The organism is Arthrobacter sp. CC3 (assembly GCF_039907775.1).
In the GTDB taxonomy this organism is placed as follows: Bacteria; Actinomycetota; Actinomycetes; order Actinomycetales; family Micrococcaceae; genus Arthrobacter.
In genome coordinates, this window is the sequence record NZ_JARCCY010000004.1 from 31,559 (window position 1) to 44,613 (window position 13,055).

At 65.1% G+C, this 13,055-nt stretch carries 20 protein-coding genes; 1 reads left to right on the forward strand and 19 read right to left on the reverse strand.

The annotated features are described in order from the left end of the window. From PV761_RS03175 to PV761_RS03210, 8 genes are read right to left on the reverse strand one after another with little or no spacing between them, the layout of a single operon-like run. A complete protein-coding gene (locus PV761_RS03175; RefSeq protein ID WP_347894296.1) occupies positions 1-306 on the reverse strand; it encodes a hypothetical protein in 306 nt (101 codons plus the stop codon). Continuing rightward, entirely contained in the window at positions 303-518 is a 216-nt protein-coding gene (locus PV761_RS03180; RefSeq protein WP_347894298.1) for a hypothetical protein, read from the reverse strand. Before PV761_RS03180 ends, PV761_RS03175 begins: the two co-directional genes overlap by 4 nt. Next, complete coding sequence (locus PV761_RS03185; RefSeq protein ID WP_347894300.1) at positions 515-787, reverse strand: hypothetical protein; 273 nt, start codon at positions 785-787, stop codon at positions 515-517. Before PV761_RS03185 ends, PV761_RS03180 begins: the two co-directional genes overlap by 4 nt. 12 nt (positions 788-799) lie before the next feature. Next, positions 800-1,318: a hypothetical protein gene (locus PV761_RS03190; protein WP_347894302.1), complete on the reverse strand. Its 519-nt coding sequence runs from the start codon at positions 1,316-1,318 to the stop codon at positions 800-802. Then, positions 1,318-2,277, reverse strand: coding sequence for a hypothetical protein (locus tag PV761_RS03195; RefSeq protein WP_347894304.1), 960 nt, complete (start codon positions 2,275-2,277; stop codon positions 1,318-1,320). The genes PV761_RS03190 and PV761_RS03195 overlap by 1 nt, the downstream gene beginning before the upstream one ends. Before the next feature lie 9 nt (positions 2,278-2,286). Beyond that, the gene (locus tag PV761_RS03200) at positions 2,287-3,585 is read right to left on the reverse strand and encodes a hypothetical protein (RefSeq protein ID WP_347894306.1); all 1,299 of its coding nucleotides are present in this window, start codon (positions 3,583-3,585) and stop codon (positions 2,287-2,289) included. A gap of 11 nt (positions 3,586-3,596) precedes the next feature. After that, on the reverse strand, positions 3,597-4,436 hold the full coding sequence (locus PV761_RS03205) for a hypothetical protein (RefSeq protein WP_347894308.1): 840 nt from the start codon (positions 4,434-4,436) through the stop codon (positions 3,597-3,599). Between the two features lie 6 nt (positions 4,437-4,442). Continuing rightward, positions 4,443-7,499 carry a phage tail tape measure protein gene (locus PV761_RS03210; RefSeq protein WP_347894310.1) on the reverse strand — a complete coding sequence of 1,019 codons (3,057 nt, stop codon included), beginning with the start codon at positions 7,497-7,499 and terminating at the stop codon, positions 4,443-4,445. A gap of 40 nt (positions 7,500-7,539) precedes the next feature. Between PV761_RS03210 and PV761_RS03215 the strand changes: the two genes are divergently transcribed. Beyond that, positions 7,540-7,731 carry a hypothetical protein gene (locus PV761_RS03215; RefSeq protein WP_347894312.1) on the forward strand — a complete coding sequence of 64 codons (192 nt, stop codon included), beginning with the start codon at positions 7,540-7,542 and terminating at the stop codon, positions 7,729-7,731. Here PV761_RS03215 and PV761_RS03220 read toward each other — a convergent pair. The 11 genes from PV761_RS03220 to PV761_RS03270 all read right to left on the reverse strand — a co-directional run bounded on the left by PV761_RS03220 (position 7,728) and on the right by PV761_RS03270 (position 13,051). After that, positions 7,728-7,997 (reverse strand): hypothetical protein, encoded by a 270-nt coding sequence (locus PV761_RS03220; protein WP_347894314.1) that lies wholly within the window; start codon positions 7,995-7,997, stop codon positions 7,728-7,730. The genes PV761_RS03215 and PV761_RS03220 overlap by 4 nt on opposite strands. 41 nt (positions 7,998-8,038) lie before the next feature. After that, positions 8,039-8,692, reverse strand: coding sequence for a hypothetical protein (locus PV761_RS03225; RefSeq protein WP_347894316.1), 654 nt, complete (start codon positions 8,690-8,692; stop codon positions 8,039-8,041). A gap of 10 nt (positions 8,693-8,702) precedes the next feature. Next, positions 8,703-8,969 carry a hypothetical protein gene (locus PV761_RS03230; protein WP_347894318.1) on the reverse strand — a complete coding sequence of 89 codons (267 nt, stop codon included), beginning with the start codon at positions 8,967-8,969 and terminating at the stop codon, positions 8,703-8,705. Positions 8,970-9,066: 97 nt separating this feature from the next. Next, entirely contained in the window at positions 9,067-9,585 is a 519-nt protein-coding gene (locus tag PV761_RS03235) for a hypothetical protein (RefSeq protein ID WP_347894320.1), read from the reverse strand. Between the two features lie 3 nt (positions 9,586-9,588). Beyond that, positions 9,589-9,822 (reverse strand): hypothetical protein, encoded by a 234-nt coding sequence (locus tag PV761_RS03240; RefSeq protein WP_347894322.1) that lies wholly within the window; start codon positions 9,820-9,822, stop codon positions 9,589-9,591. 11 nt (positions 9,823-9,833) lie between these two features. Then, positions 9,834-10,271: a hypothetical protein gene (locus tag PV761_RS03245; RefSeq protein ID WP_347894324.1), complete on the reverse strand. Its 438-nt coding sequence runs from the start codon at positions 10,269-10,271 to the stop codon at positions 9,834-9,836. Further along, complete coding sequence (locus PV761_RS03250; protein ID WP_347894326.1) at positions 10,258-10,653, reverse strand: hypothetical protein; 396 nt, start codon at positions 10,651-10,653, stop codon at positions 10,258-10,260. Before PV761_RS03250 ends, PV761_RS03245 begins: the two co-directional genes overlap by 14 nt. A gap of 7 nt (positions 10,654-10,660) precedes the next feature. Continuing rightward, on the reverse strand, positions 10,661-11,122 hold the full coding sequence (locus PV761_RS03255) for a DUF6093 family protein (RefSeq protein WP_347894328.1): 462 nt from the start codon (positions 11,120-11,122) through the stop codon (positions 10,661-10,663). Then, positions 11,119-11,535: a hypothetical protein gene (locus PV761_RS03260; protein WP_347894330.1), complete on the reverse strand. Its 417-nt coding sequence runs from the start codon at positions 11,533-11,535 to the stop codon at positions 11,119-11,121. Before PV761_RS03260 ends, PV761_RS03255 begins: the two co-directional genes overlap by 4 nt. 86 nt (positions 11,536-11,621) lie before the next feature. Further along, complete coding sequence (locus PV761_RS03265) at positions 11,622-12,689, reverse strand: hypothetical protein (RefSeq protein ID WP_347894332.1); 1,068 nt, start codon at positions 12,687-12,689, stop codon at positions 11,622-11,624. Positions 12,690-12,700: 11 nt separating this feature from the next. Continuing rightward, positions 12,701-13,051 (reverse strand): DUF2190 family protein, encoded by a 351-nt coding sequence (locus PV761_RS03270; protein WP_347894334.1) that lies wholly within the window; start codon positions 13,049-13,051, stop codon positions 12,701-12,703. Positions 13,052-13,055: the final 4 nt, after the last annotated feature.

The following is a 13,055-nucleotide window of genomic DNA, read 5'->3' on the forward strand; positions in this document are numbered from 1 at the left end:
TCAGTGCCCCTCCTCGTGGTTGCGTCGGGCGAGGACCTGCTTGGAAACGATGACGTAGCCGTTCCACAGCAGCACGAGTTCCATCAGGATCATGAGAACGAGTTCGCGCCACGGGGCGCCCTGGCCCCAGATCTCTTCTGCCGCGAAGTGGGCGATGAGCAGGCCCACCGTCCAGTACAGGGCGAACACGGCGCGGCCGGCGCGGGAGGTCCACCACGGGGCGAACAGGGAGTAGGCGGCCAGCACCGCGGCAGCGGTGAAGCCAAGGAGCAGCAGCAGGACTTGGAACAGTAGCGGGGATATCACAGCAGGCCCCTCCCTTCGTAGACGGCTTCGAGCTTCTCGCCGAAGCCGTTGCGTTTGTGGCGGATGATCATGTTGTTCGCGAGTTCTTTGAAGTGGTGGGAGCGTTCGGCGGCTTCCCGTTTCCCGGCGATCGCTTCCCGGTGTGCGGCCAGAATTTCGTCCGCCACCGGCCCGGGTAGTCGAGCCTGCCTGCGTTTCTTGAACCAGTTCATTCGGCACCGGCCTTCTGGCTGATGGCGCCCATCGTGTGTTCCACGACGGCGCCGACATGTTCGACGGTGCGGGCGTTTTGCACGGCACCCTTCACTGCGTCGCGCTGGTCTTTGACGACCTCTTCGAGGTAGCGGATGCGGTCCTGCAGGGCCCTCTGGTGCGCGGGGGTGGCGAGCTTCCCGGTCATGACCATGAAGAACACGACCACGAGGGCGCCGCCAGCGCCGATGTCTGTGAGGCCCAGCAGCGGACCGATCCCGTCAATCATTCGCGCCGCCCATCAGAAGAGCGGCCAGGTCGCTGAGAAGGATGCAGCTGTCGCACCTGCGCCGAGGGTGATGTTCCCGACGGTTGGTTCGACCTGCAGGCCGTTGGAGCCCTGCACTTTGTAGGCTGGCTTGAGTGCGGACGGGATGACGGCGATTGTCTGGTCGGCGCCCCAGGCGGTACCGCGGGAGACCGACCCGTTGATGATGACCCAGCCGTTCTTGACCGCGTATTTGATGCCCGCCCAGCCGCTGGTGATGTTGGCTGTGAAGCCCTGCACCGTGGCGAGGTTGGTCCATGCGAGGTCGCTGACTGGCCATGCGGAACCGTCGTAGGTTTCCAGCGGGCAGCCGGGGAGGTCTTCGCGTGCGACGGTCATCCCGGCGTATGGGCTGGGGAGGGCATCCCGGACGGCCAGGGACGGAACCCTGATGATCAGGTTCGCGGTTTCGAGGGCGTGGGCTACGTCATCGGCGAGGTTGTAGTCGTCGCTGTTGGTGAAGACTTCGACACCGTTGTAAAGGGTCTGCATTAGATGCTCCAGTTCAGGATGGATTTACCGGATTCGCCGTCTTTGAGCCGGGACTTGAACCCGGCGTAGGCGCCGCCCGCGATGGAGAGCCCGCCGCCGGCCACCACCGCGGCGGCGAAGTCCAGAGGGAGGTCGATGTCGCCGCCGGACCATCCGGCCGGGATGGTGACGGGGTGTGCTGCGGTGACGCGGGTGACGTCGCCGCCGGGCCGGGCGCCGGAGTTGTGGGCGTAGAGGTAGATGGTGACGGGCGAGTTGTACGCGCCGACTGCGGGGAGCCTGCCGGGGAGCCGGAAGCGGAACCGGGTGATCGGTTTGCCCTGCAGCTCCGGCTTGGGGACACCGTAGAACCATGAGCCGGTGACGGTGTATCCGCCGATGGTGCCGGTGTAGACGTCTTCGCCGCCGCCTTGGGAGGTGGCCCAGCGGCCCCACCCGCCGACGCCGTACGTGTCGGAGGCCGTGGCGATCAGCGTGACCTCACCGGATGCGACTTCCGCGGGCGGTGGGGGCGGGGGTGTGGGCGGGGTGACGGTGATTTCGTTGACCTTGCCCAGGATCGTGGGGGTGGCGGCGTCCCATGTGATGTAGACGTTGTCTCCGAGGGCGTAGTCCTCGATCGGGCCGAGGTACCGCTTCGTGGTGTAGGTGCGGGTGTCTTCCCCGGAGATGACAATCTCAAGGATCCCGAACGCGAGGATCACCCCGGTGGAGGGCCGCGGCTGGTCCGTGTACCCGCCCATAACAAGGGCGGTGGCTTGGCCGCGTTCGTCCTTGGTGATGTCCACAACGATCTTGCCGTTCTGGATCGGCTGAATCGGGTCCATCCACCGGGCGTCGAGGAGGCTGCCGTTCATGTTCGCCCACCACTTGGCGCCGTCGTAGTAGGCGGTACCCCAGGTGCGGCGGGTGGATCCGGCGGGGATGGCGGCGACTGTGTGTTTGAATCCGTCATCCACGGCGGCCTCCTATGGCAGGTTGTCCCAAGTGATGGCTGGTGCGGAGCCCCACGTGGAGGGCATGCGGTCCCAGGTGAGGGCGGGTTTGTTGCCGGTCAGGTGCTGGGCCCAGTCGGTGCGGTTGAGAGCGTTGACGACGTCGGCGTAGGAGCAGCTCACCGTCAGGACCGTTGAGCCCGGGACGGTGGTGAAGCTCCTCCGGATGGATGTGATCTCGCCCGGGAGGTAGGCGACGTAGCCGGCCACCACGGGGGCGCCGACTTCGATCCGGTCACCGGCCTGCAGGTCCGGGCGGGGGACAGTCTCCACGGTCAGGACCACGGCGAGGGATGACAGGAACTCATCCCGCAGCCGGGTCGCATACGCCACAGCCTGGGAGTAGGTTTCGATCATTTCCGAGGAGTAGAAGGACTGCGCCCGCCCGTGCGGGCCGCCGAACCTGAGCGGGCCCGTTTCGATGGAGACGGCCGCCCGGACCGGCTGACCGTTCTCGGATTCCTTGCCCTCAACCACCCAGCGGTTGTACAGCCCGTCAAGGGACTGCCGGCGCTTCACGGACACCAGCCCGTAGCCGGGCTCGACCCGCCACACGCTGTCGCCGCCGAGCGGGTAGACCCGGCATTCCCCGTCCCCGCCCATCCGGTACCGGGCGGAGATCCTGCCGAGGAGGTCCTGTCCGGCTTCGAGGCGTTCCCGGTCGAACACCAGCTGCCGGGACACGGTCCGGTCGGTCACGCCCGGGTCCACCACTGTGGGGAAGTAGTCGTGGGTGAGGCGTTTGAACTCGGAGATGATCGTCGCCCCGGCCCCGGGTGATTCCGGGTTCTCCAGCTTGTCCCGGTCCGGGCCGATGGTCAGGTCCACGGCGTCGATCTTCACCACGGAGGTGATGACCGGGACGCGGCGGGTGTGCGGTTCGAGGTCCCCGTCGGGTTCCTCGTAGCCGTATTCGTTGATGACCCGCCAGTCGACCAGTTCGTCCGGGGTGTTGTCCGTGATCCGGAACCATGCGGCGTTCAGGGCCCGTGCCCCGCCGATCTTGTAGATGACCTGCAGGAGTGTGCCGGCCACGCCGAGCGGGTCGTCGAGCCGCCAGGCGCCGAGGGACCCGTCCGGGTCTGCGACGGTCAGGGAGATGTTCTGCCCGATCTTCACCGAGTCCCCGGCGTCTTCGTCCCAACCGGCGTCAATGACCTGCAGCGGTTCCGGGACCACGAGTGACCCGTCACGCCACGCCCACACGATGAGTGTGTCGGCCGGGCGGGAACCGTCCAGCGCGATCCGTGATTCCTCATCGATGGGACGCATGCGGGGGCCTCCTAGCCGATGGGGTTTTTCAGGTCCTCGAGGTAGGTTTTGCCCGCCATGAGGTCCTGCTTCTGCTGGTAGGTGGACATCAGCAACGCGACGTCGCCGTAGGTGAACGTGGCGGTGAGGACCTTGATCGTGGGCTGTTGCACGACGTCGGACTTCATGTCCCACCACGTGATCTCCCCGCCCATCAGGACGTTCACGGGAACCTGGGTGGCTTGAGCGTTGCCGATGAACATCGCCCCGGGCAGGTCCAGCTGTCCCCACTCCGGAGAGGGCCGGAAGAGCAGTTGGCCCGTGGATTTCAGCAGCTTTTTCAGCCGGGTGTTCTGCTCCGCTGAGCGGGTTCCGATGGAGGTGTCGAGGTTCATCTCGGCCATGCGCTGCCCGAACAGGGCCATGGGCTTGTCTGAACCCATGACCTTGAAAATGGAGATCTCGGCGTTGTACTCGAGCGCGGCAAGAGCTGAACCGCGGAGGTACAGGTCGTCGTTCTTGTCCCGCTTCCCGACGACCGGGACACAGGTCTGTGGGACGAGCGGGTCCATGAGGTACCCCTCGCCGCCGGTGTCCAAGGTGACGGTGTTCGACTGGGTGCGGGACGCTCCGGCCGGGCCGGACAGCACCTCTATTTCGTAGGTGACCGGCCGGCCGACCGGGGCGTGGTAATCCGTGATGAACGTCGCGTCGTTGCCGGTGATGCGTCGGTATCCGCTGACGGCGTTACGCTCACCGTCAGCGGACCGCCACACCGTGTACACCGATTCGCCGATGCCCAGTTCGGTGATGGTGAGCCCGACACGCGGGCAGGGGGCGTCGAGTATGGCCTCCGCTAGTACAGCAACCATCAGCTCTTACCTCCCTGTCCGCGTGTATCGTGATTTGCCGTCAGCGTTTGCGACGACGTCAGTGGCCTCTTGCCGGGCCATGCCGCGGAACGTTGCCTTCGTCGCGTCAGCGTTGAGGGACAGCGTTCCGAACATTTCCATCGGGCCCGCGTTCGCCGCCGCGGCAGCGCCGTTCTCCGGGGTGAACCCGGTGAACGACTGAGTCCGCCCGTACCCGCCGGCCAAGGACTTGGACGGGGCCGCGTACCCGTTGTTGTAGGCGTCAAAAGTCTTGACACCGTACTGGGCTACCTTCGAGGCGCGGATGACGTACTCGCCGTTGGAGAGCCGGGCGTTGATCTCATCCGAGGTCCCTGTCCCGGGGCCGCGGACGTAACCGGCCGTGGCGAACCCGCGAACGTGCCCGCCGTTGGCGAACTGGATCAGGCCGCCCTCGCGGTGGGCCTGCACCATGTTGGACATGCCGGCGTCGCCCGCCCGGTCCCTGACAGCAGTGCCGGATTCCGTGTACTGGACATGGATGCTGCTCTGCTTGTACGTCGGGATCCGGTCGATGGCGTTCTTGATCTCGTTCGCCTTCGCCAGGGTGTCGGCGTAGTTCTGGATGGCCGTCTGGATGTTGACGTCCTTGGGGATGCCAAGGGCAGACCGGGCGAGGTCGTCAGCCTTCGTTTCCGAAGCGCCGAACGCCCGCGCCGTGTCGTACAGCGACTTGTACGTGTCGCCTAGTTTGGCCTGCAGCTCCGGCTGGGCGGCCCCCGCGTTAGCCATGGCCGTCATCGTGCCGATTGCCGACTGCTGCAGATCACCAAACACGCCGTTCGCTGCCCGGCCGGCTTCGCTGGTCACATCGAAGGAACCCTTGGCCTCATCCCACACAGCGTTACCGGCGGTTTGGGTGGCCATCACTTCCTTGATCTTCTTGTCCAGACCGTCCAGCGTTTCCTGGTACTTGGCCTCGGCGTCGCGGGCCGACATCGTGGCGAGGCCGGTAGCGAACATCACGTCGAGGAGCTTGGACAAGGACAGCACGGTGCCGTCCGCTGCGATGCCCATCTCGTCGAGCTTCTTGGCGACTTCCTCGGAGACCTTGGCTTGGTACTCGGCGGCCTTTGTCGCGCCCTCAGTTGTGGCCGTGACAGCAACCATGCGTGCCGGGATCTTGCCGAGCGCAAGGTCGTGGAGTTCGTCGTCGCGGAGCTTGATACCCAGGGCGGTTCCCTGCGCTTTGAGGGCTTCCGTGTACTGGGGCATGAGCTTGAGAACATCCCCAACAGTCAGGGCGGTCTTGCCCTGCGCTAGGGCCGACTTGTTGGCTTCCTCAGCGAGGATCTTGAAGGACTTGCCCGCCTTCTCCGACCCGCCGTTCTGGACCAGTGAGACGAGGGTGTTGTCGAGCCCCTTGACGCTGTCCCGGAACTGCTGGGTCCGTGACGTCCCGCCGACCATGTCGCCGGCCCAGTTGTTCAGGTTGTCGTACCAGTCGAATTCGTTCACCCGGACAAGGGCATCGCCGACACCGTTGATCTGGTCGCCGAGACCGCCCGTGTTCTTCACGACGTCGTCGAGGTCCTTGGTGCTGGTACTCAGTGTGAGGAACGCCTGGGCGTAGTCCTCCACGGTCTTCGACTCGCCAGCCCACGACTTGGACACAGCACCAGCAACCTGCAGGGCCACTAGGGACCCCGCCAGCGCACCTGCGACCTTGGCGGTCTTGGAGAGACCGCCATGCAGCTTGTCATTGCTGATCCTCAGCTCGTCAAAGGAACGCTTTGCTTCGAGCAGCTTCGGGAAGGTGGTCAGGAAAGCCCCGCCAACGAGGGCAGCGCCACCAGTCACAGCTGCCAGACCGAGGCTGGTTTGCAGCAGCGGACCCGGGATGCCGCCCATCATGTCGATCAGGGCCTCAGCGCTCTGCGCCAAGGACCGGAGGACCTCGTTTGCCCCGGATCCAGACTTGAGGAAAACGGAGTCCAGCGAGCCGCCGAGCTTCTCAATGTCGCCGGCCAGGTTGTCCTGCTTGATTGCCGCGGTTGCTGCTGCGTAGCCCGAGTCATTGACCTTGGCGGTCCAGTCGGAGATGCCCTTGGCGCCCTGCTCGTAGAGGACGTTCGCGGCGCGGACGGCGTCAGACCCGAAGATGATCTTCATCGACGCGTTGCGCTGTTCGTCGGTGAGGCCCTTCATGGACGTCTGGAGGACACCTGCGAACTTGGACAGGCCGATGAACTTGCCCTGCTGGTCGTACGCGGAGATGCCGAGGCGTTCCATTTCGGACGCAGCGGCCACCGAGTTCGGCGTCAGGGCCATAAGCATGGTCTTGAAGCTGGTGCCCGCGTCGGAACCGAGGAGGCCAGCCGAGGCGAAAGCGGCGAGGCCGCCTGTGGTTTCCTCGATCGAGAGACCCGTCGAGGCGGCGATCAGACCGCCCTGCTTGAGGGCATTCCCGAGGTCCTCAACGGAGCCCTGGGCCTTACCTGCGCCGGCGGCGAGGAGGTCCGCGAGGTGCGGGATCTTGTCGCCGCTGAGCTTGAACTGGACCATGGCTGTGGCCGCCAGTTCGGCCGCGTCAGCGACCTCGAGGGAGCCAGCTGCGGCCAGGGAGAGGGCGCCGTCTAGGCCGCCGGACAGGATGTCCTTAGTATTGACGCCAGCTTTAGCCAACTCGGTGATGGCGTCAGCGGCTTCCCGTGCCGAGTAGGAGGTATCGGCGCCGGCACGGATCGCGGCAGCCCGAAGCTGTTCCATGTCCCCGGCCGAGGCGTGCGTTGCGGCCTTGACCTCGGACATGGCTTTGTCGAAGTCCATATAGGACTTGATGGCCAGCCCGACACCGACCGAGACTGCTGCACCGAATCCGAGGAGGGCCCCGCCGGACTTCGACCACGCTTCCTCGTGCCGTTGCGCGGACTGGACCATCTGGCCGAGTGCGCCCGTGGACTTAGAAGCTGTCTCTGTCGCGGTCTTTCCGACCTCAGCAGTGACCTTTGAGGCCTCCTGCATCTGCTTCCGGAACTCGCCAATCTCAGCCCGGATCTTGACAACGACGGAGCGTTCAGCCACGGTGCCCTCCATCTTGATTCAGTTGTGGTTTGATGCAGGGATGAGTAAACAGACGAAGCAGCCCGGCGACACCCTTATCGGCATCGGTGCGATGCTCGCGATCCTGGGTGTGGTGGTGTTCCTGTTCGCCGTAGTTTCCGGCGGCGCGGGCAACGCGGGCCTGTCATTCGGCATGATCGTTATTGGGCTGCTGGTTGCGGTCGTCGGCTACCTGCAGAAACGCCGCGCCTAGTCCTCCCAGCCGTCGACTTCCCGCAGGGTGATCTTCTGGCCCGGGAACGTGGCCCGGTTCTTCTCAGCCTGCTTCGCCTCCAACGGGGCGCAGCCTTCGCAGATGATCTGGTCGTCTGCCTCGTGCCGGCCGACGTTGTGGTCCCCGCGGGCCACTGAGTGGTGGAGCCCGCAGCCGGGGCATAGCCCGTCCTCGTATGCGGTGAGGGCTAGGGCCATAACCCGGTCCGCGTAGCTCCACTTGCCGTCGTCCGGGCGCCCGCGCATGACAGTCTGCGGGACTTTCCAGTCCCGGGCGGTGCGTGCCTCTAGGAGGATGTGCCCGTTTCGTCGGTCTGCGAGGGCTTCAACGATTTTGGGACAGTCACCTGGGGTGCTTCGTTCGAGGCACGGGAGTAGGCCATTGACAGGAGCGAGATCTGCGCGTCCCCTACCTTGGTATAGAGCTTGCGGACCTGCTCCACGGACAGCTTCGGGGACACGACAGCGGCGGCGATGGTCCGGACAGACACCTCACGCTCGATTACCTTGTCCGCTGCAGCGTTGGCCATCTGCCGGGCGATCGTGTTGATATCGTTCGCCGTGGTGATCTCCAGCCGCTTGCACTTATCACGGGCCTCGCGGCGGGCATCGGCGGCAGCCTTGTCAGCCTCCGCCTTCAGATCGGTCTTGACCTGGGACTCGATGGCGTTCTGCTCTTCGTCGTCGAGGAACGACACCCGGAACACCAGCTTGGACGCGTCCAGTGCGATGTAGAGGGAGTCGATCTTCTCCTGCAGTTTCCCGCCGGTGGACTCGCCGGCGGCACGGTCCTCTTCCGGGATGGTGGCGGCCTGACGCTGCTGCGCTTCGAGTTCGTCGATGTCAGCGAGCAGGTCGGGGCGGGCGTACAGGGTGACAGAGCGTTCCGTGCGCTGGATGCCGTCGAGCCAGTTGTCGAGGTTGAATTCTTCGGTGGTCATTGCGTGGCTCCTAGAGTCCGTGGTTTTCGGGGGCGGATTTCATGGAAACGACAATGGGCACCTTGATGGTTACCATTACTGATTCGTCTGATCCCTCGAGAACTTTCTTCCCGGCGGAATCACGGTGGAACCCGACGAACCCGATGAACTCTTCCCCAACAATCAGGGCCAGGCTGGACGCGAGAACGTCCTCGGGATTAACGTCATTCGCTTTGAGCCACTCTGTTACTCGGGCGTCAGGGACATCGAACTCATGCAGTGGAACGGTGCGGAACATGGAAAACCTCCAAGGTTTTTCAGTGAATGTGGGCAAGGTTTAGGGGTGGAACGCCAGCCGGGAGGAACCTTGGAAAACCTCCCGGCCGGCAGCTTTGTTAGGCCGCGACGACGACGGCGCGTTCGTCGACGTTGTCCTGCACCGAGAAGTTCACCTTGAACTTCTCGTAGCCGGCGCCGGACGGGGACAGGACCTGCGGGGTGCCCGTCAGGACCTCGAACACGCGGACCTCGTCGCCGGTGGCGAACGCAACTTCGTGGGCTTTTTCGCCGTCGGCGATCTGGCCGATGCGCTCCACGAGGTAGCCGTGGATGCCCTTGGCGGTGAACGTGGTCCACGCTTTGTCATCGACTTCGTCCTTCCAACGGAACATGTCGAAGGACGCCTCGTAGTTCGTGCGGCCGGGGACCGTGGAGTTCGAGGACGCGCACGCTGCGGGGTCGTTGATCGCGTCGTCACCAGTGGAACCGAGCGCGTAGTTGGCGGCCGTCACGTTGCAGGACAGTTCCACAACACCGACACCGGTCAGGGAAGCCAGCACCGGGGCGTGGTAGTTCGCGAGAGTGGGGATGAAGACCAGGCGCCGGTTGGCGTCTGTGAGCATTTTCTGGCCCATGGCTTACTTGCCTGCTTTCTTGGACGGGGTGAGGGAGAGGTGCGGGAACCGGCCGTCAAGCCACGTTTCCGGGACCGGTCGGTCGAGTTTGTCGCCGGTCTCCGTGTCGTAGACGTAGACGAGTTTGCGGGGGTCATGCTTGCGGCCCTCGACTTTTTCGGGGATGGCGGGTTCGGTGACCGCGGCCGGCGCCTCTGAAGGCGTGGCGGGTTCAGTCACCTGATTACGGGTTGCCACGATGGGCCTCCTTAGTTGGTGGTGAGTCGCCACATCAGTGGCATATAAAACCGGGCCGGGGTGACCTGGTTGTCTGGGAGCGGGTTATCCACCCGGAACCCTTGCGGGTCTGGCTTCACGAACCCTGCCCCGATGGGCATGTTCGTGAGGGCTTGTTTCACCGAAAAGGCGACGTCCCGTGCGTGGCCTGGGGTGGGTCCGACGCACGTGGTCTGGAACGGTAAGTCGAGGAGGTCGACGTCGGCCAGGCCGGTCGCGTCGCGTTCCTGCAGGAGATCGGCGCCGACGCCTCCGAACATCACCACGTACGGGCGGATGTTGCCGGAGGCGTCCTTGGGTAGCGTGGTGGGGACTTGGGTGTCGAACACGTTCCCGGGCAACAATCCGGCGATCTGTTCGATGCGGGCCTTCGCCAGGGCGAACAGGATCGAAGGGCTAGGCGCCACCATTTGCGCTCCTCTCAGCCAAGATGGCGAGTGCTTGCTCGAAGGGGTCTGCATGGCGGTCCAACGCGGGGCCCATGAACGGGCGCGGCGGCAGGGTGCTGGTGCCGACCTCGTTGTAGTAGGCGTAGTCCACGGTCGGTTCGATCTGGGCTTCCAGAGATCCGGACTGGCCAACGGTGCGGAGGTCGGAGTGGCCGATGGAGTCGATCAGGTCGCCGGTGTCGTGGACGTCCTTCTCGAAGGCGATCTTCTTGGCGTCCGACTCGATGTCGATGGCCGTTTTCCGGACCACGATCTGCGCCTCTTTGCCGATACTCACGGAGCCCTGGGTGAAGGACCGGGCGAGGGAGTAGATCTGGGAACCATCGATCTCCATGCCGGTCATGGGCGCCTCAGTTCTGGGTGAGCGTGTCCGTGCAGATGAGGTCGCGTTCCCACATCTCGGTGCCGTGGTGGACGTCGGTGACGTTGAGGATCCGGCCGATCAGCAGCGGGTCAGAGGACGCGATGACTTTGCCGTAGTCGCCGTCGTGCTCGCCGGCGCGGATCTCGGGTGCTCCGTCGATGGGGATCGTCACGAGGTATTCGCGGTGCGTGACCGGCTGCTCGGCCACTGTGGCGCGTCCGGAAGCGTTGAGCTCCTGCACACGGCACGGGGAAGTGTGGAACGGTGTGGGCCCGGTCCAGCCGTCGGGGAGCGGCCACGGTTCAGGCTCGCCGCGGTGGAACCATGCGATGGTCCCCGTCATGGTGCCGTTGGCCACTGGCCGGTGGTGCTCGGCCCAGCCCGCGGGGATGACTGCCATGGTGGCGCCGAGAGTGGGACGTGGCCGATGCTGGAAGAGCGGGCTCACAGCCGGTACTCCACACCTTCAGTGAACGGGTCACAGAAGGGGACGACCTCGAAGTAGGATCCGGCAGCGGCGTCATCGGCATCGGCCTTGTCCGTGAGGGCCTTGGCCTGTGCCCGCAGTTCCGCGGCGACAGTCGGGCCGTCCGTGGACAGGTCTTGTGTGCGGATCTTCTTGGAGAGCAGCGCCTCTGACAGTGCGATGACGAGCAGCGCCTGGGCGGCGGTGCGGCGGACGTTGCCGTCGTTCAGGTCGAGGAATGCATCGAGCTGGTCCTCGGAGAACAGCCTGTCCGCCGGGGCGTCAGCTGTGTCCAAGATGAGGAGGCGGACCTTGCCCAAAGGGAGGGTGTAGTCGATGGCCCCGTCCGTGGTGCTGAAATCGGAATCCGGTGTTCCGCCGTCGTAGTCAGACACGGTGCGCCTCCTGTATGAAGTTGGGGGGTGGTGCCGGGGTGGGGTTGACTTGCCCTATTTGTCACCCCGGCACCATCAGGCGATGGTTAGCCGCCGTTGGACGCGTACACGCCCGTGGTGAAGCCCTTGTCGATGCCGAAGAAGTTCCGGCCGCGGTACCAGATGGTGTCGTCGTTGAACGAACCCTCATCCACCGCGATCTGGCCGCCGCCGACGTTCTCGCCCTGATCGCGCTTGACGCGGATGTCGACGTTCCCGTCGTGACCTTCGAGGCCGGTGTTGATGATCGAGGGGAGGGTGGAGCCCTTGCCCTGGACCAGCGCCCATGCCTTGCCCTGGTTCGCGCCCAGTTCCTTGCCGAGGCGGCGGGAGACCAGCAGCGTGACGAGACCCTTGAACGGGTTGTCCATCTCGGTCTCGGTGACCTTCGAACCGGAGGTCACCTTGATGACGACCTTGGCCGCGTTCAGGATGCGGTTCGCCTCGGACTGCAGGCCGGGACCGACGAGCAGGACGAGCTGGGATGTGTCGACCAGATCGCCGCGGTGGTCCTCGCGGGTGGCGAGGTCCTTGAGTGCGGCGTCGAGGTTCTCCGAGGTCAGCGGCACGTTCGCCACAGTGCCGAAGAACGCGGTGTCCCACGCGCCGGCCTCGACCAGGAGCTGCGCGACAGCGCTGTTCTTGGCCTTGGTCGCACCGGAGCCCAGCAGGGTCGGGAAGTTCGCGAGGTCGGAGAACAGGCGGCGGAGGCGCAGTTCGAACGTCAGCCCATAGGACTTGCCGTACTTGCCGGTGCCGTGGTCGAGGCCGGTCTCGTTGAGAGTGCCACCCTTGTACTCTTCGCCCTCACGGACGCGCTCGAATTCGTCGCCGCCCCACAGGTCAACGAGCTTGTGACGCTCGAAGTCCGGGGCCGTGGCGTTCGTGAGCACGGGCTCGAACTCGTCCACGGCTGCCTTCTGCGCGGCGACTGCCTTCTTGGAGAAGGCGGCGCCCAGCAGGACCGGGAAGTCCGAAGTGGAGAACGCTTCCGCGACCTCCGCCTGAGCCACGGGACCGCCGGTGCGGCCCTGGCCGAAGAACTTGGCGGCCTCAAAGACCCGCTCATCGCGGGTCGGGGCTTTCCGCCACCCCTTGTTTTCGAAAAGGTCCATTGTCATTCTCCTTATGCCAGGACGGCGGTGTTGGTGATCTTGCCGTGGGGTGCGACCTCGACAACGCCGGAGCCGGAGGCCTTGGCAGCGTTGGCAACACCGAACGGGTAGTTCCCCGTGGCGGTGGCCGTCAGGGCGTTGGCACCCGTGATGTAGACCTGCTGGGCCTCGGTCAGTGCGCCCGTTACAGTCAGGTCGTATGAGCCATCCAGCCAGAGGGTGAACTTCTCACCGGCTGCCGCGCTGGTCTGGGCTACGCCGACGTACTGGCCGATCTTGTAGGGGTTGCCGGAGACTGCGCCGCCGGCGGGGGCGGTTAGGGCGATGTGCTTGCCGTGGGTGTAGCGCTGGTTCTTTGCCATGGTC